This window comes from Legionella cincinnatiensis (assembly GCF_900452415.1).
Lineage (GTDB): Bacteria > Pseudomonadota > Gammaproteobacteria > Legionellales > Legionellaceae > Legionella > Legionella cincinnatiensis.
Genome location: NZ_UGNX01000001.1, coordinates 1041054 through 1066010 on the forward strand (window position 1 = coordinate 1041054; position 24957 = coordinate 1066010).

Consider the following 24957-nt stretch of genomic DNA (forward strand, 5'->3'; position numbering starts at 1 on the left):
AGGTACTTTCGAACCTGATGCCAAGGCTTCGAGACGGCATAAACGCCTCTCAGCTCGAATGAGCAGGGGGGTAATGATTTGCTTTTCTTATCCCGAACTCACGTTATTTAACGTTACTTATGGATAAGAGATCGAGTTATTACTTAGACCCGTTCGGGCTGAGGAGGCGCACCAGCGCCGTCTCGAAGCCTTGGTAGGTACTTTCGAACCCGATGCCAAGGCTTCAAGACGGCGTAAACGCCTCCTCAGCCTGAACGAGCAGAGAGTAATGATTTGCTTTTCTTATCCCAAACTCACGTTATTTAACGTTACTTATGGATAAGAGATCGAGTTATTACTTAGACCCGTTCGGGCTGAGGAGGCGCACCAGCGCCGTCTCGAAGCCTTGGTAGGTACTTTCGAACCCGATGCCAAGGCTTCAAGACGGCGTAAACGCCTCCTCAGCCTGAACGAGCAGGGGGTAATGATTTGCTTTTCTTATCCCAAACTCACGTTATTTAACGTTACTTATGGATAAGAGATCGAGTTATTACTTAGACCCGTTCGGGCTGAGGAGGCGCACCAGCGCCGTCTCGAAGCCTTGGTAGGTACTTTCGAACCCGATGCCAAGGCTTCAAGACGGCGTAAACGCCTCTCAGCTCCAACGGGTCGTGATAGAGACTCGTTATAATTATATCTTTATCCATATTCACGTTATTTAAGGATTAGAATGCCTTCGTACACTAGTTTGATGCAATTAATTCACTCTTTTGAAGCTTATTTAGGTAATCCTGAAACTCAAAATACCCCAGTTAATTTTAAACAAAGCTTAGCTTATGATGAGCAAGAGCTACTTGCTTGGCCGCAAATCAAATTCATTCAGCAATGGAATTTTATGGAGTATTTAATTCCTTCTGAACTGGGAGGAAAGCTGGATTCGCTTGATTCTATTTATGTTTTGATTAAGTCAATTAGTAGGCGAGATTTAACTACCGCGATTGCTGTAGGTTTGTCTTTTTTAGGCGCTTTGCCTCTTTGGTTGTCTGGAACTCTAAAACAACAACAAAAAATAGTTGCGCTTTTGCGACGTGGTGACATTGTGGCCTTTGCTTTGACTGAAGAGGAGCATGGTTCAGATATTATGGCTAATGAGGTAGTGGCCAAAGCTTTTCAGGATGGTTGGCAATTATCTGGAAAAAAATGGTGTGTTAATTTTGCCACACTAGGCCATGCTGTCAGTATTCTTTGCCGTACTCATGATAAAGGCGGCCCATTAGGTTTTTCAGTATTTCTTTTAGATAAATCTGTTGTGGAGTCTGGATTTACTCCTACCTCAAAGTTACCTACTTTCGGCGTCAGAGGGTTAGACATTAGTGGTTTTTCTTTGGATAAAGTGTTTTTACCCCAAGAGGCGCTGGTAGGCAAAGAAAAGCAGGGTTTAGAAATCACCTATAAAATATTACAAGTTTCAAGGACATTATGTGCTTCTTTTTCTACAGGAGCTGCAGACGCAGCATTACGTCTCGCCCTTTCTTTTAGTTTGCAAAGATCTTTATACAATAAAATTGCTTATGAAATTCCTGTAGTGAAACAACGATTAGGAGAACAATTTACTCAATTACTTATTGCGGATTGTATGGGGCTGGTCATCGCACGTGCGGGTTCAGTGATGCCTCAAAAGCTCTCTTTTTGGTCGGCAATCATAAAATTTCTCATTCCTAAAATGGGCGAAGATATTGTCGACGAATGTGGATTAGTTTTAGGTGCTCGTGCTTATTTACGTACCACTGAATGGGCCATGTTTCAGAAAATAAGGCGTGACATTAAAGTAGTGGGACTATTTGATGGCAGTAGTCAGGTTAATTTGTCTTTAATTGCCTCCAGTTTGTTATCTCAGGCACGAATGAGAGGATGTTGTCCGATAAATCAACTCACGCAACTGGAGCAGATTTTTGATCTTAAAAAAAATTGTCCCGTCTTTAACATCACTGATTTGGGGCTTTTTATGCATGAGGAAGATAATATTTTTGCGGGATTAAGTATCTTGAAATCAGAACAACTTGCCCCGCTTATCGTTGCTATTCGTCATGAAATTGATAGACTTGATCAACAGATAATGCATTTGCAAGAACAAAAAGAATTAGAGCCACGTAGTTTGATTGCTTTTCGTTTGGCAGAAGAATATTGTTGGATTTTTGCCGCCAGTTGTTGTTTGCACTTTTGGTATTTTAATCAAGAATTACTTTGTAAAGAATCTCTCGATTTTGATTGGATTCAATTGGCTATTCAGTTAATTCTTAATAAACTCCATGCAAATTCAAAAATAGACACGAGACTGCAAGAATCGATGGCAAAAAAATTATGTGTTTTTTATCAACAGAATAAATTATTCTCAGTGCTTCCTGCACAAATACCCGATTAAATAGATAAATTGGTGGAGTCTTGAGTATGAACTGGAAAAGAATGTTAATCGCGGCAATGACCCAAAAAAAGTATCAAGCTTTTATTGAGGATACCATGCAGCCTGAACATGCTCGGAAACGATTATGGACTCAAGAAACGGTGCCTTTATTGCAACAATCAACTTATTGGCAACCTTTATTACGTCACAAACAGAATGTTCATTTAGATGATTTTCCGATTACAGTTTATGAAGATTATCAAGAAGAGCTGTTAGCAGCACAACAAAGTCTTATTCAGCCTTTTAATGGGGAAAGATTAATATTTTGGTCAGAAACATCAGGTACTTCTGGAGTAAGGAAGTTTTTTCCAATCACGGCTTCTTTTCAAAAACAATTTCAGCGCACGATGGCTCCTTATATCTATTCATTAACACAACGATTTCCTGGTTTTTTTAAAGAAAAAATTCTCTATCTTGTTGCGGTAGATGCTCATAAGAACTCTGCTGCAGGTATTCCTTCAGGTTGGATTAGTAATTTTAATTACCGTCATTTACCTGTCTTCATTAAACGTTTTTATGCAATGCCTGATGAGATATTCGATAACGCTGAAGTTTATGAGCAATGGTCGGCATTATATGCATTAGCTTATGATTTGAGTGCCTTTTTTGCGGTTACACCTATGGTGATTGATGCTCTTTTTGAGCGTTGTGTTAATAATTTTAAGCAATTTTTACCTTACCTATTTGGTGAAAAAGTGGTTCCTGATTTTTTACCACCTATTCGTATCAGTAATAAGCGAAAGCAGTACTTGCGTCAGCTCGCACAAGGCACTCCAAGTACCTTTAAAGAATTTTGGCCTTCAATGAATTTTGCGGGATGTTGGGCTTCAGGACTTTGTGAGTATCCTGCCCAGCAATTACAACAACGGTTAGGGGCTGGAGTGCGCTTGGTTGATGGAACTTTTTCAGCTACTGAAGGATGGCTTACTGTTCCTATAGATAATCAACTTGGCGGAATCTTACATCCCGGCGCGCATGTTGCTGAGTTCATTGAAGAAGGTAAAGAGATTAATCCCAGCAATCTCTTACAATCCTGGGAATTAGAGCAGGGAAAGAATTACGAGGTTTTTTTAACTACGGCGATGGGTTTTGTTCGCTATCAATTAAAAGATGTATTGAAATGCACTGGTTTCTTAAATAGAGCGCCTAGACTTGAATTTTGCTATAAAACGCAGATGCTCAAATTGGAAAGTTGTTCCATTACTGGACAAGAATTACTTAAAGTGCTTGATGATGTTTCTTTTGAAATGGCTCCTCATTGGTATTTTGCGCGTAATCTTTTAGGAAATAGGATCGTTTTAGTGACTGATGATACGGTTGAAATATCCGATTCCCTATTAATTAAATTGCATGAAGGACTAATGCAAGTGAATGAGCCTTATGCACATAGTGTTGTTGTAAAAGAAGTCGTTCCCATGGTTTGGTTGAAATTACCACTTAAGCAATTATTAGCAGATAACCATGCACAAACAAAACCTAGATTAATATCACAACAAGTTATTCGAGAGGTTTGATTTAAGAAGTAATCGATTTAGTGTTGAGATAAAAAGAAGTTTAACCAATCCTATTTTAAAGGTAGATATTATGGTTGAGAAAAAAACTAAAAAAGTTCCTCGCAAAACAGAATTAACGTTATCTCTTTTAATAGTGAGCGATGTCATCTCTATTTTGTTGAGTTTGATGCCTGGTGTTGCTGCATTTAGCATAACTGGGTTATTTATTTATCATGGTTATGCTCATACTTGGATGGTGTTGCCCGTGGCGCCATTTGTTTTTTTTGCTTCATTTATTATTATTGTCGCAGCGATTAGGTTATGTTTACCTACTCTAAAACCAGGACGCTATAAGCGTGAGCTTAGTAAAATGATGCTTGCCTGGTTTTGCCATTTTGCCCTGTCTCGCTCTGCTAAAATTTGGGGGCTCAATCCTTTATTCCAGTCATTACATTGCATTAAGTTTTTTTATTGGCGCGCTTTGGGGGCAAAAGTTTCTTTTCAAATTATGAATTCATTTGATATCGATTTTGTTGATTGTCCATTGATTCGTATTGGGAAAAATGTCACTTTGGCAAGTCAGGTGTCAATCAGTTGTCATTCCGATATTGGTGGTTTACTTCTTTTATCTCCTGTAGTTATTGAGGATAATGCTTTTATTGGTGTGTCTACTGTTGTTGGACCTGGAACCACCATTAAAAAAAATTCATGGGTAGGGTATGGAAATGTATTAATAAATCAACTTATTGAAGAAAATACTCGCATTGAAAGTGTGAACCGTAAAGCAAGTGATCTTGATAATTGATATCATTGGATATTGTATAAAATCCATCTTAATGACATAATTTTTCCCTGTAAGGGATATATCTAATCAACTGGAGCGTTGAGTTAATATGCTAAGTAAAAGGGAACGTTTTCGGCAATGGCGTGACACTAAATCGGATGATGAGCTCCACATTCTGGAGGTAGCGCTACTTATCAGTGAGTATGTGAATTCTGTAGATAAGCTAGAAGTAATCAAGACTGAAGCTGAATCTAAATTTAAAGATTTTGATCAAGATAACTCTCGTTCTTGGGCCACGGCGGTCTTTACCAAATTATTTATAGATGAAGCAATCGCACAATTACCAGAGACCGCTGCTCAAGAAAAAGCATTACTTATTTGTTTAAGTACTACATTGACTCAATTGTATGATAATTGGAAAAAAGATACTGCGCAAAATATTACCGTATTAATTGAAACAATTGAAAAATTAATCGCCATAGACAATGTACCTTTTACGGATAAAAAGCAGTATAAGACTTTTATTTTTTCTTCTTATATGTTGTTTCATATTATAAGACTGTCACTGAATGAACTTGATTGGTCGATGCAAATGGTGGCATCTCTTATTATTAATATTGAACAAATGAAGCTCAAGATTGCTTATTTTTTAGAAAAAATTGAAGAAAAGGAGCATCAATTAGAACAAATAGAGCAAATAGAAATAGGATCAGATAAGACGGAAGATGATCCATTAACAGCGATTAAAACTCTTTTAAATAAGCGCTATTTTAAAGTATTGAGTCAGACGCCTTTGCTTCGTGAACCTCCACCAACAGCTATTCTTTATCCATTAGAAACAAAGCCGAAAAAAAAAGATATTTTGGTAAGTCTTGCTGAATTTGAAGCGGATATAGACAGGGTTTCTTCAGGTATTGAAAATTTAATTGAACTGAGAAATAAAAAGGCTGAAATTGAAGCAAAAATAGAAAACATCAACAAGTTAATTTCAGCAGCACAAGATAATGAGCGGAAAATTACGGGAAGAGAATATTTTCTTGATTTTATAGCGAGCCATGCGCAATTGTATCAAACTCTTTTAGAGAATACTGAAGGAGTCGCAAAATTACAGTTCCTTGAAAAGAAAGAGCAATTAGAGAAAGCGATTGAATCCCCTGATTTGTCTTCTGGAGTCGTTAATGGACTTTCTTGGGTAACTTCACCACTTACTATTGTGTATCGAACGGCTACTCCACTAATGATTCAAGATGTATTCTCATCTACTTTACCTGCTACTTTAGATAGTGATTGTAAAGCCAAATTAAAAGAGCTTGCCCAAATTTGTATGTCTGATTTGAAAAAGCAGTTAGAGAAAAAAGAAAATCAAATTATTGCGATAAATAATCGATTTTTTAATCAGGATGAAAAGATTAAGCGGTTAATTATTCATGAAAGTTCAGAGCAGCTCGCTGTGTTACAAAAAGCAAATGATGCATTAAAAGAAGCTGTACAAGCAAGTAGTAAATTAGTGGCTCATATAAAAGAGAATTTGCATCTTCTTAGTGATCTTAAAAGTAAGCGAGAAACATTAAAGGAGTTTATTCGCTTACATGATACTATTTTGGTCAAGATTTGTAATTTTCTATCGCAATTTTTTTCTTTTTTTAAAACAGAAAAGGTACAAATGATTGATGAGGCATCTACTTTGAAAAAGCAAGTCAATAAACTGGCAGCAGAGTATCAAAACTCAATTGATCAGGAAATCCTCCAAATGGAGCAAAATCCTTTTTTTGATGACAAGATTAAAAATCATATAAAAAGACGTCTTAAGGCTGAAGATCGAGACATTAACCTGGAAAAGAAAAATTGTATTGTGCCTGATAAACAACATGTGCGTTTGCTGATGGACAGTTTGTCAGATTTATTTGCTAAAAAAACCTATCCTGTTAAGGAGCATTTAGAAGAAGCACAAAACACAAAAGAAGTGGTTTTGGTAGTTTAAGAGGCCCAAATATTTCCTATCCAAATCTGACTTTTTCCCATGAGTTTCTAACTTGTGACAGATGCAGGCCGAAGAGATAGGTCTGCATCTTATGTGACTTTTTTACAGAAATGTACAAAAATTATTCGATCAAGAGGCATGAATGATGTATATTTAAGTATTATGAATAAATTTTTAACGCAAAATGTTATCCTCTTCAGACGCTAAGGCTCATATAGAAGATACCCATTCGTCATTTCGGGCGTTATTAAGTTCGTTGATAAATGATGACTCGGTTTCAAGTATTTTAATTGGAGAAACTCATAATATTAGTCCTACTTTAGATGCTATTTTATCCAATTTAGATCTTCTCGCCAACTCACCACGCCGTATCATCATTATTAGCGAGGGATTAAATCAAGCAGAAAACACTGCCTTAAAAAGCGCATTAAAAAGTGCGATTAAAGGGAATGTTAATCCGCTTAAAAAGGCATCCTTTTTAAAGGAAAAATCAATAGATACCTATGAACTGATTTATGCTTCTTTCTCTGAGGGATTAACTGTATTAGGTGCAGAAAATAAAAAATCAAATCCTTTTAGTTCCTATAAAAGCAAAGAGATAACGCAAAAAATTATGCGAAAAATGGAAGCATATCAAAGAAGCCCCGACCGTATTATTGTTACTAACAGTGAGTTTTCTAAACTAATCAATAGGCTTTGCAGTACAGATACTCTGCCTATCTTTATAGGAGGAGGCGCTCATATTGTGTCCTTGAGCTCAAAAAATAAGCTTTATGACCTAGGGTTACAAGGTAGGATAAAAAATAGTGTATCAATCTATTTAAACGAAGATAGCTCTCCCTCTATTACAACTTCTTTTCCTTATTCTGCTCCCGATAGAGAATTAACAGGACAATACGATTATATGGTTGTAACCAATAAAAAAGAACTTTATAAAAATAAATTTGATAGTATCCAAGATTTGAACGCTAAAATTGATTATTTAATTGAAATCCTGGACAAGCTGATTAGCAGTCATATTTTTTTCCCAAAAAATTTAGTATTTACTTTACAAGAGGAATTAGATCCCATTCTTAAAGCTTTTCAGGAAAGTGCTCACTGTGAATGCTCTTTTAAATCTTTGCCAACTATTTTGGAAGATGTTTTGAAAGATAAAAACAGGCCTAAAGAGAAATCTTCATTTTTTAATAAATACCATACCTCAGCATCTTATTATTCTCAAAAAAAATTATCTTATGCCATTCGTGATGATTTGTCTGAATTTTTAAATTCTATTTCAAAAAAGATCTAGGCCGCTAATTTCGGTTTTATAGGATTAATTAAATTGCATTGTAACGTATTAAGAATGATTTATTCTATTTTTAATCCCTTGAATAAAAAGTAATTCTCTTTAATTGTAAAATCACTTGATTTTTATGATCGATATGTTTAAAGTTCGATCAACTTAACGTCATTAAGGAGGATCTAAATGTTAGGTTTTTTTAATCAAAAAAATAGATGGCGCGCTATGATGCAAGTTGCTAATGGTTTTGTTCTTGTACTAGCCGCTTATGAAATGATCAACAACCCAGAGACAATGTGGGAAAATGGTTTTGAAATAGCAATGCATGCATTGAATGTCATTACCTTTCAAGGCAATGATAATGGATTAACAAGTATCGGAAATGCGGCGCTTAATTTTTCAAGTCTAGGCGCAATTTATGGGTGGGTTGCTTCGGGCGGTTCTTCACGGACAGTGATGGTTAATGTAGCAGATGCGCTTTTACATGTAACCAATGCCGCCACCAGTGTTTGCTATAGAACAGAAAATACAACCAAGCAGGAAAATACAACTCCAGCTCATTCTATGTAAATAGAGGAGTACTTCTTTGTTTCCGTTCGAGCAGAGGAAGATGCGCCAGCATCGTCGCTAAGTCTTATCATGAACATTTAGCGACAGCGCTTTGCGCTTCCTCAGCCCGAACGTTCCGAGGGAACGATTTGCTTTCTTACCCATAAATCACGTTAACCTCATTTTATGACATTCAGTTTTTATCTTGAAGTCTGAACGGTTTGATATATCGCTCTTCAATTTTTAGATATTTAATTTTAACGTCAGTTATGGATAAAGATATAATTATAACGAGCCTCTCTCACGACCCGAACGGGTCGAAATAATAACCCGATCTCTTATCCATAATTGACGTTAATTTTAAGGTATTCACTAATCAGTCGTAATTATATTTTTGAGCTATATTAAACGTATGGGATTTGAATAACTATAAGAAGGACAAATCATGGGCTCTATTCTGCTATTCGTTTTAGCAGTAACAACAAATTATTTGCCACAACTGCCTTTGAGGTTTCCTCAAGCACAGTCAATGATCTATGATGTATTTGTCAACGAGGCCGCTCCGTTTCCAGGCCCAATACAAATTAATGAACAGTCCTTAAACGACATCAAATTGATGTTGAAGCATGAGGCACCTAATTTAAATCCATTAGTGATTAATAAAGTACTTACAACTTTAAGGTGTGTGGATCAATATAATGTAGATCATAATAATATTTTGACGATTATTGATTATTCGCTTCCTTCAAATGAAAAGCGTTTATGGGTGTTTGACTTAAAAGCAAAAAAACTGCTGTTTTACACTTATGTATCACATGGTATTAAATCTGGGGCGTTAATGACCAATTATTTTTCCAATAAATATAATAGCAAAGCAAGTAGTATAGGTATTTATCAAACACAGCAGGCCTATTATGGTCGAGATGGGCTTTCATTGCGTTTAGATGGTTTGGATAGGAGCTTTAATGATAATGCCTCTAATCGTGCTGTAGTGATGCATTCCGGATGGTATGTTGAGGAAAGCTTTATTAAAAAATATGGAAGACCAGGACGTAGTTGGGGATGTCCAGCACTTCCTTTGGAAAACTCCCAAGCAATTATCAATACTATAAAAGATAAGTCTTTATTAGTTATTTATTATCCTAGCGACATGTGGTTTGCAAAATCAAAGTTCTTAAATTGCGATAAGTCTTCCTTGCCTCAATATGACAATAATCAAACGGTACAAATTCCTGCTTCTGCTCCTGATGATCATCGAGATGCTATTTTATTTGTGGGTAGGGGGTATAAAGGAAGCAAACATGCAGAAAGCAAACCAGTAGCAGTCATTTCAGCGGATGATTATGCACAAATATTTCATAAAACAGCACCGCTAACACGTATGTTACGTCGCCAAATCGATCATCGGGAATACATTGCATTGAGTACTGCCGAACTCAGTTATTTAGCGAAAAACAGTATGGACGCTTCGGGACAAGATAATGAGCTCAGCCACATTTATTTTGTTATCCCTGTTCTTAAAGTGGTTCGTGGTGGATATTACGAAACGCAAATGCAGATTGTCAATTTAGGCAAAATAAAAGAAGTTAAAGTCAATGGGGATTCTGCGCGCGAGAATGGTTCTGCTAGGAGTTACACCGTTTATTTTGAAGGAAAACCTGCAGTTAGTTTAAATGCAAGTAATGAATTCATCCGCTGGGTGGGATTATAGTCCTACACTATCTTTGCGAGAGGGTATTGGTGTGTGGCTAAAGAGAGGATCAACTGCCTTAAATTTTTAATTCAAGGCAGTTGTTTCGATTTTTTCTACTTTTCAAGCCCCCAAGTGATTCAATTTTAATGTCCATAAAAAATAAATTGTGTTTATGAAATAAACTGATAACATCGAAGATTTTTTAATCTAAAGAAATGATGCTTACGGTTTCTCAACTTAATGAATGGCTCAATATTTGTGAACAACAACCCATTGTTTATTCTCAGGCGCTTTCAAAAGAACAAAAGGCAATCTTACAAATTGAATCTGATATTTTTTTGAGGTGTTTAAAAAATATTGTTGCTCAAAATCTCCTCACACCGGAACAAGAAATTCCTGAATTACGATTGCGTGTTTTATTGCAACAACGCGCTCTAATTATTCACATGCATAGCAACGATTATACCCATCATCCTCATCATCCGGTTAATCGTCTTTACCTTCAGATTGCTCAGGCACTTGCTAAGCCCGAAGAAGCTGTTTGCGCGGTATTAATGCCCTACATAGAATCACTTTGTCGTGAAAGCTATTCACTCAAAGCAGAAACTGAAGATGATAATGGTTTTTTTTATCCTGAACATTATCTTTTGAAAGAAAAAAAGCTCATCCCTGTTGCTGAGATTTATGCACAAGCCTTGCTCAATCCTTCTTATTTGTTTGATGATTTTTTTTCCTATCATTTGAATGATTATGATCGAAAAAACTTGAAATTAATCGCAGAGGAAGCATGCCAGAACTATTTGGTTGCGTTGCATGAAGAGCATTTATTACACCAGCAAAACAATCTGGGGCATCATTTACAAATTCTGGCAAATGCTTTGTATGATGCTTCTGTTGAGGCAAAAGGAACAGAAGAGGATGCCCACGAGGATATTGCAAAAGCAGTGAAGGTATTTTATGAGTTTTGGCGGCGATTACCAAATAATGAAGAAATCAATCAATTAACAGTTCCGGAATGGGGACGAAAAAATGTAACCCTAAAAGATTACTTATTGACCCTTTTTGTTCGCTACCTTGATGTAGATTTACTGAGTGATGATGAGCGTCAACGATTCACCGATACCGCAATCTTTCCCTGTGCTTATCAATTATCCAATGCGCTCAATGAGTTTTTACGTCGTTATTCTCAATTATACAGAATTTCTATTAATGCTATTGAGCCAAATAGTACCTCTAATTATCAAGAATTATCTGAGCTGAAAGTAAAAGCCTTAGAGGCATTAAATTTCCGTGGTCAGATCGTAACTACTACACCCACTTCTTCCGATTTTTTTCGTTTTATACTCGATACGAAAGAATTATCATTTGCAGAGCGAATTCAATTTATCAGTCAATTGATAAACACCGAAAACGATCTCTGGCATTTTTTAGTAAGTGTCAATGACAAAAAACAGCAAGGATTACTCCAGGTTACAGATTATGAAGAGCTGGTAAAAAAAGTGTTGTATGCATTGACCTCTAAATTGACTACAATCACATATCAAACAGTAGAAAAAGTCATTGAACCATTATCGCCGGAAAATCAAATGGTATTGATTGAGCTCATGCCTGACTATTGGTTAAACGTTGCTCATGAAAATTCGTCGAAGCTAAAAAAAATCACTGAAAGCTTTAAATCTCCAGCTCGAGAGCAATATATACTGGCAGTTACAAAGGAAGCTGCTGCGAGAACGTTACTAAGTACTGATATTTCAACTTATTATTCTCTACTGAAAAGCTGTCCAGAAGTATTAAAGGCTTATTTACAGCTAATAAGACAGAAGTTTCCGTATGATGTAGATCTGATTATTAAAACAACCGACGTTTCCTCTCTTCATATGCTTCTTAGAGATTGGTATGAGGAGCTTCGCCACTGGCATAGCGAGCGAGAGGAAAGGAATATGGAGGTTAGAGGATTACCATTTTTTGGACTTTTTAGTAATAATGTTCGTATTTTGCCTCCTCCTTCTAAAGTTAATATTGAACCAATCTTATCCCAAATTGAAACATGGCTTAAAGATCAAACTCTGTCTCAAGAAGAGGTTATTGATTTTTTTGAAAATCAGACTTTGGTGAAGAATTCAGCAACTTTATCTAAATGGATTAATTTTACGGTCCTTGCTCAATTAACACCTGAAAAAAAATTGCTGGAAGAGTTAAACGCAAATTTTTATGAACTTAATGATAAACTTAATGCACAAAGAGCACCTTCAGGATTTCTTTTTTTTAGGGATCAATCTCGCTATGTAGCACAAATGGAGCGTTTACAAGAGATTAGAACTAATTTGTTGCATTTCATAGCTGATACTGATACCTCATTAAATTTACATCAGTTAAAAGATTATTTTTATCAGCAAATAGAGGAAGAAAGAAATGATTTGCAAAGAAGATATCAAGCAGAAGAATCGGTGTTTCTTCGAACGCTTGATTCTGCGATACAGATAGTACAACGATACATAGATAAACAATACCCATCATTAAAGCAACTGATGGAGAAACACTCCCATTCTGGCTTGATCTCGAGCTCCAATTTTTCATTAAAATTGTAAGCACGTGTTCACATAATGGCATCATTATTCAAAAATGAATCCTGACTGGAAGGATTGCCGTGCCTACTTCCCGTGGCTTGTCCACGGGAGCCAAAGATCGAATAAAGAATCTATTTAGATCCATCCTCCCTCGCGAACCGTTCGGGCTGAGGAGGCATTTATGCCGTCTCGAAGCCTTGGTTGAGAACTTGAACATTCGTACTAAGGCTTCGAGACAGCGCTACGCGCTTCCTCAGCCCGAACGGATCGAAGAAAACCCCATTCTCTTATACGAAAGCCCGAACAGCTCAAAGTAAAATCACGTTCTCTTATACGAAACTCGCGTTCAGTTAAGGCCTATGCCTACTTCCTGTAGCTTGTCCACAGGAGCCAAAGAGGCTAATAAAGAATCTATTGAGATCCAGCCTTCATCGCGAACTGTTCGGGCTGAGGAGGCATTCATGCCGTCTCGAAGCCTTGCTCCAGAACTTGAACATTCGTACTAAGGCTTCGAGACAGCGCTACGCGCTTCCTCAGCCCGAACGGATCGAGGAAAACCACATTCTCTTATACGAAAGCCCGAACAGCTCAAAGTAAAATCACGTTCTCTTATACGAAACTCGCGTTCAGTTAAGGCCTATGCCTACTTCCCGTGACTTGTCCCCGGGAGCCAAAGATCGAATAAAGAACCTATTGGAATCAAGCCTTCATCTTAGATCCATCCTTCATCGCGAACCGTTCCTGAGAGATCCTCACAAAATTTAACCATAGTGATGGCTCTCTTGTTGAGCATGAATGGTGCACTGGCAAAGCATGATTAAGAGTTTATCGAATATTTCTTGAGAGATAATAAGAGTTTTTTTCAAAGCTTGCTTTCCGAGGAAAACGAGAGATAAAGCAGAGGTATGTTTAGCAGATTGGGCTTGAAAATCAGAGGCTTTACCGATTGATTTAATATGAAGTCCGGCAAGCCAAGCAGTAAAGAGAGTAATAGCTGCAATGAGAAGAAGGATATTCATTCTTTGAGGACACTTGGTTAGACTGTCTTTAAGTCCTAGGCCATAATAGGTACATTTAGTATCTCTAAAATTTTCTTCAATTCGCATTCGTTGACGGTAAATATTAATGATAAGCTCAGGTTTACTTGATGCCTCGCTTATAGAAGTGACCAGAAACCAAGGCTCTTTATGGGTTTTTGAATAGCGAACCACCATTCCACCCTTTTTTTTCCTTTTTTTATCGAGAGTGAGAGAGGTTCTATTTTTAGCTTTTTGCTTATATAAAATAAAATGAGCAGGTACTTTACCTTGCTCAGTCAATCGTCCGAATCCCAAATAAGAGGGTTTTGCAGTCGCATGTTCCAAGTAGGTTGAACTTAAACACCAGTCAGATGTAGTGTCCATGCAAATTGCATTTTTATTTCGTAAACGTCTTACAAAATCCCAACCTAATTGAAGAATATGAGCAAACCATATCGCGCGAAATCCAGCATCAGTAACAATGACCGGCTTGGCCCTTTGAGGTAATAGAGCTTTTAATTCATTTAAAAATGTTTTATGAGTTGCGTGATTGTTTTCTTGTTTTTTAGGATAACACCTCTCATAAACTACTATAGCGCGTCCAGGCATAGAAACACTGGCGCGTAACACATAAAGATTGGTTACAGGGTTAATACAACTCCAGTCGATGTGGATCCAAGGCCGCATATTATCTTGGATGATTGATGAAATCATCACCTTATAAAAAGAGTTTCGCTCCCCTTGAAGGTGTCCATTTCCTAACAGACGGTCTACTTTTTGAATGTTGCTACACTCTTTATTATTATTCGAAATGGATCTTCCTAGACCTGTTAAATACAACTTATTATGGCCAATGGTACTTTTACAAATAAGCATTAAGCTTTGTAATCGAGTTTTATGAACTTCGGGTAGTTTATTCGCAAAAGTTTTATGTAATAATTCAGTCAAGTGCATGATGGTGAACCTTATAATGTCGAAAATATATTGGATCACATATCTTCATGCACTTCAAAAAAAATTATTCTATTTTTCAAAAAATAATGGTCACTTTTTGTGACCATCTCTCAGGAACCGTTCGGGCTGAGGAGGCATTTATGCCGTCTCGAAGCCTTGCTCCAGAACTTGAAAATTCGTACTAAGGCTTCGAGACAGCGCTACGCGCTTCCTCAGCCCGAACGGATCGAAGAAAACCCCATTCTCTTATACGAAAGCCCGAACAGCTCAAAGTAAAATCACGTTCTCTTATACGAAACTCGCGTTCAGTTAAGGCCTATGCCTACTTCCTGTAGCTTGTCCACAGGAGCCAAAGAGGCTAATAAAGAATCTATTGAGATCCAGCCTTCATCGCGAACTGTTCGGGCTGAGGAGGCATTCATGCCGTCTCGAAGCCTTGCTCCAGAACTTGAACATTCGTACTAAGGCTTCGAGACAGCGCTACGCGCTTCCTCAGCCCGAACGGATCGAAGAAAACCACATTCTCTTATACGAAAGCCCGAACGGCTCAAAGTAAAACCACGTGCTCTTATGCGAAACTCACGTGCGGTTAAATTTCAGTAAATGGGCCCTGCGGTCTGCGCCGCGAGGATTCGGTATCAACCAGATGACGAGGCTTATAGCAAGACATTTGTTGCTCCATGCACCAACGCGCCCCGACTACCTTAGGTTAACATCCGTTATGGATAAGGATGTAATAACTCGATCGGTTATCCATAGCGGATGTTAAGTTACGACTATTGTGTGCACACATCCAAATGATTGGATGCGTGGCCGCAAAATAGGGTAGTCTTGGTTCAATGCAAGTTCATTCTATATTGATTCCTTATTAGAGAATTCTATATTGGAATCATCTAATTCAAGCCACATTGCATTCAAGATGGCGAAGCAGCAGGCTAAACCTGTGCCTAAAATCCAGGAGAAATACCACATAATAAGCCTCCTAATAAGTAGTATCTTTGTTTTTAATAATGGTTTTTTCTGTTATTTTTCCACGCAATACCCGATAAACCCAAGCCGTATAAAGCAATACCAGAGGTAATAAAATAACAGTAGCAACTAACATAATAAATAAAGTTAATTGGCTCGATGAGCTATCCCATACCAGCAAACTTTGTTCTGGGTGAGTCGAAGAGGGAAGTATGAAAGGAAACATACTTATGCCTACTGTAGTAATGATGCCAGCTACAGAAAGGGTGCTGCAAAGAAAAGCGGTTTTAGTATATCGCGAAACAATGAACGCTAACAATGTTGCAATAATTCCTATTCCAGGAGCCAATAAAGTGATAGGAAAAGTACGGTAGTTAGAAAACCAAGCATCTGCTTGTTGAATTACTGCTTTATAATGGGGATTTGATGGGCCATCATGAGCTAAGGCGCCATTTAAGATATAACCGTCAATACCATAATGAATCCAAAAGCCACCACCAATAAAGAGCAAAAGAGTGAATAAAGCACTTATTTTTCCTGCATTAATAGCGCGTTGTTGTAAATGCCCCTCTGTTTTTAAATTCAGAAAAAAAGCGCCGTGCATGGCTAACATCACTACAGACAACAGGCCGCATAATAAGGCAAAAGGATTAAGCAAACTAAAAAAAGTACCTGTATAAAATGGCCGCAAATAATCATCAAAATAAAATGGGACACCTTGTAGAACATTTCCTATTGCAACACCAAAAATAAGTGCCGGTACAATTCCTCCAACAAACAACGAATAATCCCAGAACAAGCGCCAGTGGGGGTTTGTTAATTTTGAACGATATTTAAATCCAACTGGGCGTAAGATTAATGCAAGTAACACAAGAAGCATCGCGAAATAAAAACCAGAGAAGGATAATGCGTATAAAGCTGGCCATGCCGCAAAAATTGCCCCTCCGCCTAGAATAAACCAAACTTGGTTTCCTTCCCAGGTGGGCGCAATACTATTAATCAACACCCGTCTTTCAGTGTCGGTTTTTGCAAGCCAAGGCAACCACATGGCTACACCTAGATCAAAACCATCCATTATTGCAAAACCAATCAATAATATACCAAGTAGTACCCACCATATAATTCGTAATGTTTCATAATCCAAAGGCATCATGAGTCTCTCCTAGTGAGCCATATTATCAGGGCCAAGACGGATGTACTTAACCATTAAGTAGATTTCAACCACGGCAAGTATTGTATAAAAGAGAATAAATCCAGTAATTGAAGTAAGTACTTGAGCGGAGCTTAGACTAGAGGTACCCATTGCAGTGGGTAAAATATCTTGTACTACCCAAGGTTGACGTCCATATTCTGCAACGACCCAACCTAGCTCTGCTGCTACCCAGGGTAGGGGTAGTGCGAAGAATGCAGCACGCAAGTACCAACGAGAGGTATGTAATTTGCGTTTCATCGATAAGTAAAAGCCAGTTGCAAATAGTAAAATGAAGAAAAACCCACAGGCGACCATAATACGAAATGAGAAAAACAGAGGAGTAATACGCGGTTTTAGATCATGTGCGGCTTGATTAATTTGATCGTCAGTTGCATCAACTACTTTTTCTGTATATTTCTTTAATAACAAACCATAGCCTAAATATTTATTATGTGCTGTAAAATCGGCTTTTGCTTGTTCATCGTTTGGATTTTTTTGTAATCTCGTTAATGCTTCATAGGCTTGTATTCCCTCTTTGATGCGCTCCTTTCCTTGCTCAATTAATTCTGAAATGCCTTGCAGGGGTTGGGTGAATGTACGTGTTGCAATTAAGCCTAATACATAAGGAATTTCAATAGCATAATCAGTTTGCATTGTTTCTTCATTGGGAATACCAAAAACTGTAAGTCCTGCAGGGGCCTTTTCCGTATGCCACATAGCTTCAATAGCGGCGAATTTCATTTTTTGGTTTTCATTATCGAGGTGGCCACTTTCATCACCAAGAACTACCACCGCCAAAGCAGAAGCGAGTCCGAAGCTTACAGCTACAGTCATTGATCGTTTCGCAAAATTAATGTTTCTACCACGTAATAAAAAATAAGCACTTACAGATAATACAAAGATAGATCCGGTAACATAGCCTGCACTAATGGTATGGACAAATTTTGCTTGCGCTACTGGGTTAAACATAACAGCCACGAAATCAGTCACTTCCATACGCATGGTGTGGAAATTAAACTCAGCGCCAACAGGATTTTGCATCCAGCCATTGGCAATTAAAATCCATAATGCGGAAAGATTAGTACCTAAAGCTAAGAGCCATGTACAAAACATATGTTGTAACCGACTTAATCTATCCCAGCCGAAGAAAAAAAGACCAACAAAAGTAGCCTCTAAAAAAAAGGCCATAAGCCCTTCAATAGCCAAGGGAGCTCCAAACACATCTCCTACATAATGAGAGTAATAAGCCCAATTGGTACCAAATTGAAACTCCATGGTCAGACCGGTTGCGACACCTAAAACGAAATTAATTCCAAAAAGAACACCCCAGTATTTGACCATCTGTCGCCAGATATCACGGCCAGTCATGACATAAATGGTTTCCATAATTGCTAAAAGCAATGACAGGCCTAAAGTGAGCGGGACAAAAAGAAAATGATAAAGCGCTGTCAGGGCAAATTGTAAACGCGAAAGATCGACTAGTTCACTACCAGGAATCATGGAGCACCTCTTATGTCATGTACTTTGTTGATAAAGCCCTTACTATAATCCCCTATTTAGGGGATGGACTTCCCTAATTCACTTTTCATTAGAATGAAGATATTCTTTTTCTTGCGCTACTCCTAGCAACCATTGTTCATTGCTTAAATGTGATTTTTCCACATTCTTGAAGCATACTATCCATAGAGAAATCAATAAGATAAGTTTAATAATTAAGGTAACTATAATATCACGAGCCAGTGGTTTTAGCATGTTTCTACCTCTTTTTTTTGACTCAGTATTCCAAATTTTAATGATTCGGCAATTAATGAGGCTCGGTGTATGATTTTTTGAGCAGATTCAGTAGGTAAATGATGTAAGGCTTCGTCTCGAAATAAATTAAGCCAACGTATAAAATGTTGTTCTTCAATGGGAGTAAACTGTTTTAGTAAGAGATGTTTTTGATAAGCATTGCCATGATATTCGTTGGTCTTCAACATCACACTATTCCAAAACTGGCAAAGCAGCGGAATATGCTCATTCCAGTCGACCTGAGCTTTATCGAAAATAGGTCCAAGGACTTCATCTTTGCGCACTTTTTGGTAAAAATGAGTCACTAAGTTTTCGATATGTGTTTTATTTAGCTCAGCCATCATGATTTACTGATGTAAATAAATAAGCAAATGATACTTAAGTTTCATTTTAAATACAACTTTAAATGTGCTCTATTTTTCTGATGTTTTTATAATATTTAGTAAGACTACTGCATTGGTATGAATTTTAGATAAGGGTTTATTTGATAACAAAAATTTGACATAGGAGCTATTTTTAAAGCTTATTTAAGCTATAATTTGTGTATCGATATTTGGAAAGGGAAATAATTATGAGCAAAAATATTATGAAGAGAATCATATGTACTGCAGTTTTTGCTCTAGGCTTGTTTTCTGCTGGCACCTGTCTTGCTTGGTATGGTGGCTATCATGGTGGCTATTATCACGGTGGTGGTTGGCATGGTGGGTATCATGGTGGCTATTATGGCTATCATGGTGGTTATTACCATGGTGGTGGTTGGGGTTGGGGCGGTACAGGTGTGGTCATTGGCGTGCCTGGTTATTATTATGCTCCTCCCGCTTGTCAAACCATCCGCGTTTGCAATGCTTATGGCCACTGTTGGTACCAAGATTCCTGTTATTGATCAAGATACCATTGCGTCAAGTAACTCCCAAAAGGTTTTGGGGGTTTCTTTTTACACAGCACTACATCACTAAATGATGGTTTAGATGTTGTTATTCAATCTGTCTATAAGCGAGGTACGTGAAAAGCTTATGGCATCTTTTGGTAAAAATTGATACAATTTCTGTTTGTTTTTTCAATATATTAAATAACCTTATTATGGATAGCATTTTAGAATATTTGAAATATGTTGACTGGGAGCACATTATATTTGCTGTATTGTTGCTCTTTTTGGGCTATTTTTTTGCCAAAAAAATCAGCCATTGGGTTGAAAAATTCATTGAGGGTCGATTTTCAAAGCATCAGGCTATGTTATCAAGTCGTGTGGTTTTTTATGGCTTATTTTTGTTATTTTTAGTTTCTGCATTACATGAAATGGGTTTCAAATTAACTATATTGTTAGGGACTGCAGGTTTGTTTACCGTAGCATTAAGCTTTGCGTCGCAAACGGCAGCATCGAACTTGATTAGCGGCGTATTTTTACTTTTTGAACGACCTTTTAAAGTAGGGGATGTTATTTCAATTAAAGATATTAAAGGAACTGTAGAGACTATTGATTGGTTATCTACAAAAATTAAAACAAATGATAATCGTTTGATTCGCATACCTAATGAGGGTTTAATCAAGTCAGAAATTACTAACTTAAGCACATATCCGCAAAAACGTGATGAAATAGTACTAAGAATCGATGCTGCGCATGATGTTTCTAATATTAAGTTTTTACTCCAAAAAATTTGTGATGAATGCAGCCATATTTTACCTATCCCTGGTGCAAAAATTTTATTTTCGCAAATGATTGACAGAGGAGGGATCGAGCTTAAAGTGTTATACTGGTCAAGTGTTGATTTAGCCACAGTAAGAGATGAGATGCTTACTGCCATTAAAATTACATTTGAACAAGAAGCAATTACTTTTGTTCCCGAACGAGGTTTTGTTTCTCCGCTTGTTTCTTCAGCATCCTCCTTTACTTCATAAAGATAACAAAAAAGTAAAGCCACTTGCGGCTTACGCATACTAGGTGTATGTTGAATAATGAAGGGATTGTAAGTAGGGAGTTGAAATGGAAGCAACGATCGAAATTATTGGTTATTTGGCTTGTTGTTTGGTTTTTGCAACTTTTTATGTCAAAAGAATTTTGACATTACGTTTAATAGCAATCTGTTCCAATGTCGCGTTTATTTTGTATGCAATTGGAAGCACACTCTATCCGATTTTTATTCTACATTCATTTTTATTACCTTTAAACTTATATCGGATTTTTGAAATAAGAAGAAGTAGTGTTCGTACTTAGTTGTGATTTCTGTGCTTTTCATTTTTATAATGACTTGAAACTAAATAGTTAAAAAAATGTAAATAATAACAGCTTGTATCTTAAGCTGGCCTTTATCTTGTTATTATTTACAGCATGTTTGGAAATTGATCGAATAGTAAGCTCATTTTAGAACAGCTCATGCTAGAAAATATGAAAGAAAAAAGCAAAGGGCTGATTAATGATTTTTGGGGGAGAGGGTGCTCGCGATTGTTAGTTCGTAGCGTAGATGCCACGAAATAAGGTACAGGATTGGCGATGGTTTATCCTGTTTCTTCTTCGTTACATTTAGGCTACGTATCTATCAATTTATATCCCATTATTCGCTACGCATGTTATTTATATTTTTTCTCATGTTCAAGTAACCATTGCTTACGTGCAATACCTCCCCCATATCCTCCTAAATTTCCACTAGAGTTAATAATACGATGACAAGGAACTATAATCGCCAGCTGATTTACCCCATTTGCATTTGCAACGGCTCTGTATGCAGTTGGTTTTCCTATGGCTTGAGCTTGTTCGGCGTAACTTCTTGTTTCTCCATATGGAATCAATGTTAACGCATGCCAGGCCATTTTTTGAAAAGGGCTGCCTATCATATTGATTGGGGTATTAAATTTTTTTAAATGCCCGGCAAAATACTCTTGAAGCTCTTTTTCAATAGAGTTGATGGGAGGCGTATTACCAGGGATGATCGCAGCATTCATTTTGTGTCTCAACCGCTCAATTTCACGTTCTAATCCACGTCTATCGACAAACTCCAAAAGATACAATGCGTCTTCATTTGCGACCACAAGAATTGGTCCTAATGGAGAATCAAACCAAGAAGCTTTCAAAACAATAGGATGCTTTGCTAAGTGAGAGGGAGCTGCTCCCATTATTTTAGAAAAAGCATCGCGAAAACCACTGCTGGAGTCGTATCCGACATTAAGTTGTGTTTCAATCACTATTTTACCCTCCCGAATTTGTTTCATAGCAATACCCATTCTGCGTGCACGCGCGTAGGCAACAAAGGTCATTCCAAATCGCTTTTTAAATTGCCTGCGCGCAGTTGATGAATCTATGCCTAAAGCTGCAAAATCGCTATTTTTCCATCTTTTTTCAGGATTTGCTTCTACTGCAGCAATCAAAGTTTGAATTAAATGCGAAACTTGATTGGGATGAGATAATGGCTGACAGCGCATGCAAGGTCTATATGATGCTAGGAGTGCCTCTTGAGCGGTTTGGAAGAATTCGCAGTTTTCACGCTTTGGTTTTTTTGCAGGACAGGTTGGTCGACAAAATATTCCAGTTGATTTCACACCCACATAAAAAACACCTTCGTATCCAGAGTCTTTGCTGAGTAGTGCTTGGTAGTATTCATTTTTTACTGTTTCAGTTAACATAAAATTGCTCATTCATTCAATATTCAATGTGGGTCGTAGAACTGCATTAGGGACTCCTGAGATTTCACGGCCGGTATAAAGCCCCTAAATCTGAATAATAATGCAGCTTCTCTTAAACTCACCTTAATTACTATAGCTTTTTTTTAAAAAAGTGCGACCGAAATTTAGGCATTGAATTTTGAGTTGAACCATGATCCTAGAATTACCTAGTCACACAAGCTGTAACTTCTTTCCACTAAAGCAAGTTGGATAATTGATTTTTCCTTGAGCCGGCAAAGCAATTTGTACCATGCCACAAGTATCTGTTCTGTAAAAGGGAATACTCAATTTTTTCATGTTTGCTAAAGTCTTAGCATGAGGGAAGCGAAAGCGATTATCAAAACCCAACGAGGCTATAGCATAAAGAGGGGCAACCTCTAATAAGAATCGATAGGATGATGAAGTTTTGCTGCCATGATGAGGGACAAGTAACACATCCGATTGAAGCTTATTGCCATAAGTTTGTACTAGATAATCTTCCGCTATTTTTTCAATATCGCCGGTTAAGAGCATACGTCCTGCAGGTGCCTTTATTTGTAGGATACAAGAACGGTTATTCTTTTCTTTAAAAGCGATTTTAATTGGCAAGAAACGAAAAGAGATACCGTCCCATTTCCATGGCGGATAATCATGACATTTTAAACCACGATGATAGAAATGAGGTTCATTGACTAAGAGCTGTTCCACTTGTATTTCTTTCTCTAGAGAATTAAGTCCTCCAAGATGATCTTTATCAGGATGACTCACAACGATAATATCAATTTTTTTGATGCCCAATGTTTTAAGATAAGGCAAAATAACCATTTTTCCTAAATCATTTCCTTGAAAGAAGCGATCTCCTGTATCATAAAGCAAAACATGGTGTTGTGTGCGAATAGCAACAGCCAAGCCTTGTCCTACGTCTAGGACATCAATTTGTGCCTCACCTGATTGAATCATTGCTCGTGGTGGAAAAAATGGGAGCAATAGCCAAAGCAAGGCGATCCAGTGAAAAGGTTTAATGGGTAATAAAACCCACATCAATAAAGCGCCTATTAGAACAAAAGCCAATTCCATCGAGTAAATAGAATAATTAATATTTAGAGCAGCTAAATGTTCTGTCAACGCTAGCCCTTTAAACAATAGGGCAATGAGAAAAGAAAGAGGTTTTATCAATATTTTTGCAATACTTAAGGAGCTCAGGGTCATTGTCACTAATGACAAGGGAACGATGAGTAAACCCACCAAGGGTATTGCGAATAGGTTCGCAACAAATCCATTAATTGAACCATAAGCATACCAATATAAGGTTAAGGGCATTAATCCAATTAAACAGCTTAACTGTAGGGCTAAAGAGGCTTTATATCCTTTTAAACGCCAACGTTGTTGTGTTAAGAGCAAACACGCTACCGCAAGAAAAGAAAAATAGAATCCTTGCATAAACACGGCATGGGGTTCAATCCATAAAACACCCAATAAAGCATATCGCCATACTTGCCAAGCAGTAAAACGCTGTTGCCCCAAACTATAAAGTGTATAAAAAAAACATCCAATAAGGGCTCTTTGAACAGGAGGAGCAAATCCCGCTAAAAGGGCATATCCTAAAGCAGCTAAAAGGCCACCGATACTGGCAAAATAAGGGGCTGGGATGTACAAACAAAGACGAGAATTCCGAGTCCATAACCAGCGAAGTAACCCATAAACGATACCAGAGATTAAAGCGATATGTTCACCTGAAATACCAAATAAATGGGTTGTGCCAGTACGTCTAAATAAATCCCAACTCTCTTGGTCAATATGGGTTGTTATATTTAACGTTAATGCTTCTATAATTCCAACGGTTTTTTGAGTAGGTGCTAATCGGTTAAGCTTACTGCCTAATCGCTCTCTCAATTCTAGCCAACTGAAAGATGAAGATGATTTGGGGAGCAATTGATTGCCTCTAGAATGAATATACCCTCTCCACATGATATGGCGTGCTGCAAGTGAGCGCACATAATCCATACTCCCTGGGTTAAGGTAATTTCTCGGCTTTTTTAATTTCACATTAAATGTCCATCGTTGTCCCGCATGAAGTTTTGGGGCTTTGTTGTACCAGGCTAATTGTATTATCCCTTGTGCTGGATGATGATCGTATTGTTCTAATGCCAATAAAAAAAGGGTTTTAGATGAACCTTGGGTAGGTATTGATGCAATTGTTCCTTGTATCCTCACTTGAGGTATTACAGCCACATCAGGTATTCCTTTAGGTGAGTTTTGTGATTGATGCAGCGATGCGATGAGGATGCCTAAAATAAAAAACAGAATATTTGAATATTTGGGAATAATGAAAAAAATAAAGAAGATAGTGATCGGCAAAAATCCATGCAAGGTATACCGATACAATATGCCTATAAAAAAGCAAAAAATTTCCATTTTATTTTAAGTTGGACTTTCCATTGACGATAGATAGTAGGGAGTTATATTCTCTTTGTAAAGCAAAATGAATGCTATTTTTTCGTAATAGTCACCATTATTCCGAGGTGAAGTTAGCTATCTTCTCTTGGCCAGATTCCTCTTCTTTACTAGACAAGAAAAGAAACAGTAGGGATAATTATGGTTTTTTGTATT

At 37.4% G+C, this 24957-nt stretch carries 19 protein-coding genes; 11 read left to right on the forward strand and 8 right to left on the reverse strand.

Annotation, left to right across the window (positions count from 1 at the left end; all coding sequences use genetic code 11):
* The first annotated feature begins 709 nt into the window (after positions 1–709).
* From DYH34_RS04685 to DYH34_RS04720, 8 genes are all read left to right on the forward strand, one after another.
* Positions 710–2401, forward strand: a complete 1692-nt coding sequence (locus tag DYH34_RS04685; protein ID WP_058465089.1) for an acyl-CoA dehydrogenase family protein — start codon at positions 710–712, stop codon at positions 2399–2401.
* Between the two features lie 26 nt (positions 2402–2427).
* Positions 2428–3954 carry a GH3 family acyl-acid amido synthetase gene (locus tag DYH34_RS04690; protein WP_058465090.1) on the forward strand — a complete coding sequence of 509 codons (1527 nt, stop codon included), beginning with the start codon at positions 2428–2430 and terminating at the stop codon, positions 3952–3954.
* A 70-nt stretch (positions 3955–4024) separates the two neighbouring features.
* Positions 4025–4738: a hypothetical protein gene (locus DYH34_RS04695; RefSeq protein WP_058465091.1), complete on the forward strand. Its 714-nt coding sequence runs from the start codon at positions 4025–4027 to the stop codon at positions 4736–4738.
* A gap of 88 nt (positions 4739–4826) precedes the next feature.
* Positions 4827–6698, forward strand: a complete 1872-nt coding sequence (locus tag DYH34_RS04700; protein WP_058465092.1) for a hypothetical protein — start codon at positions 4827–4829, stop codon at positions 6696–6698.
* A gap of 184 nt (positions 6699–6882) precedes the next feature.
* The gene (locus DYH34_RS04705; protein WP_058465093.1) at positions 6883–7989 is read left to right on the forward strand and encodes a hypothetical protein; all 1107 of its coding nucleotides are present in this window, start codon (positions 6883–6885) and stop codon (positions 7987–7989) included.
* Positions 7990–8166: 177 nt separating this feature from the next.
* On the forward strand, positions 8167–8550 hold the full coding sequence (locus tag DYH34_RS04710) for a hypothetical protein (RefSeq protein WP_058465094.1): 384 nt from the start codon (positions 8167–8169) through the stop codon (positions 8548–8550).
* 424 nt (positions 8551–8974) lie between these two features.
* Complete coding sequence (locus tag DYH34_RS04715; RefSeq protein ID WP_058465095.1) at positions 8975–10240, forward strand: murein L,D-transpeptidase catalytic domain family protein; 1266 nt, start codon at positions 8975–8977, stop codon at positions 10238–10240.
* Between the two features lie 197 nt (positions 10241–10437).
* Positions 10438–12810, forward strand: coding sequence for a hypothetical protein (locus tag DYH34_RS04720; RefSeq protein WP_131775228.1), 2373 nt, complete (start codon positions 10438–10440; stop codon positions 12808–12810).
* A gap of 740 nt (positions 12811–13550) precedes the next feature.
* Here the strand turns inward: DYH34_RS04720 and DYH34_RS04725 are convergent.
* The 6 genes from DYH34_RS04725 to DYH34_RS04745 form a co-directional block, all read right to left on the reverse strand.
* Positions 13551–14762 carry an IS4 family transposase gene (locus tag DYH34_RS04725; RefSeq protein ID WP_058465097.1) on the reverse strand — a complete coding sequence of 404 codons (1212 nt, stop codon included), beginning with the start codon at positions 14760–14762 and terminating at the stop codon, positions 13551–13553.
* Positions 14763–15614: 852 nt separating this feature from the next.
* Positions 15615–15737: a cytochrome bd-I oxidase subunit CydX gene (cydX, locus tag DYH34_RS04730; RefSeq protein WP_202972247.1), complete on the reverse strand. Its 123-nt coding sequence runs from the start codon at positions 15735–15737 to the stop codon at positions 15615–15617.
* A gap of 7 nt (positions 15738–15744) precedes the next feature.
* Positions 15745–16881, reverse strand: coding sequence for a cytochrome d ubiquinol oxidase subunit II (gene cydB / locus DYH34_RS04735; protein WP_058465235.1), 1137 nt, complete (start codon positions 16879–16881; stop codon positions 15745–15747).
* A gap of 12 nt (positions 16882–16893) precedes the next feature.
* Positions 16894–18423 (reverse strand): cytochrome ubiquinol oxidase subunit I, encoded by a 1530-nt coding sequence (locus tag DYH34_RS04740; RefSeq protein ID WP_058465216.1) that lies wholly within the window; start codon positions 18421–18423, stop codon positions 16894–16896.
* Between the two features lie 78 nt (positions 18424–18501).
* The gene (gene cydP / locus DYH34_RS17955; RefSeq protein WP_165481811.1) at positions 18502–18675 is read right to left on the reverse strand and encodes a cytochrome oxidase putative small subunit CydP; all 174 of its coding nucleotides are present in this window, start codon (positions 18673–18675) and stop codon (positions 18502–18504) included.
* Positions 18669–19058 carry a group III truncated hemoglobin gene (locus DYH34_RS04745; RefSeq protein ID WP_238589505.1) on the reverse strand — a complete coding sequence of 130 codons (390 nt, stop codon included), beginning with the start codon at positions 19056–19058 and terminating at the stop codon, positions 18669–18671. Before DYH34_RS04745 ends, cydP begins: the two co-directional genes overlap by 7 nt.
* A gap of 227 nt (positions 19059–19285) precedes the next feature.
* Here DYH34_RS04745 and DYH34_RS04750 point away from each other — a divergent pair, with 227 nt between their 5' ends.
* The 3 genes from DYH34_RS04750 to DYH34_RS04760 all read left to right on the forward strand — a co-directional run bounded on the left by DYH34_RS04750 (position 19286) and on the right by DYH34_RS04760 (position 20926).
* Positions 19286–19597 carry a hypothetical protein gene (locus DYH34_RS04750; protein ID WP_058465218.1) on the forward strand — a complete coding sequence of 104 codons (312 nt, stop codon included), beginning with the start codon at positions 19286–19288 and terminating at the stop codon, positions 19595–19597.
* Between the two features lie 197 nt (positions 19598–19794).
* On the forward strand, positions 19795–20610 hold the full coding sequence (locus DYH34_RS04755) for a mechanosensitive ion channel family protein (protein WP_058465236.1): 816 nt from the start codon (positions 19795–19797) through the stop codon (positions 20608–20610).
* An 85-nt stretch (positions 20611–20695) separates the two neighbouring features.
* Positions 20696–20926 carry a hypothetical protein gene (locus DYH34_RS04760; RefSeq protein ID WP_058465219.1) on the forward strand — a complete coding sequence of 77 codons (231 nt, stop codon included), beginning with the start codon at positions 20696–20698 and terminating at the stop codon, positions 20924–20926.
* Between the two features lie 353 nt (positions 20927–21279).
* Here the strand turns inward: DYH34_RS04760 and DYH34_RS04765 are convergent, their stop codons facing one another.
* The gene (locus DYH34_RS04765) at positions 21280–22329 is read right to left on the reverse strand and encodes a bifunctional transcriptional activator/DNA repair enzyme AdaA (RefSeq protein ID WP_058465220.1); all 1050 of its coding nucleotides are present in this window, start codon (positions 22327–22329) and stop codon (positions 21280–21282) included.
* Between the two features lie 210 nt (positions 22330–22539).
* On the reverse strand, positions 22540–24762 hold the full coding sequence (locus DYH34_RS04770) for a DNA internalization-related competence protein ComEC/Rec2 (protein ID WP_058465221.1): 2223 nt from the start codon (positions 24760–24762) through the stop codon (positions 22540–22542).
* Positions 24763–24957 lie beyond the last annotated feature (195 nt).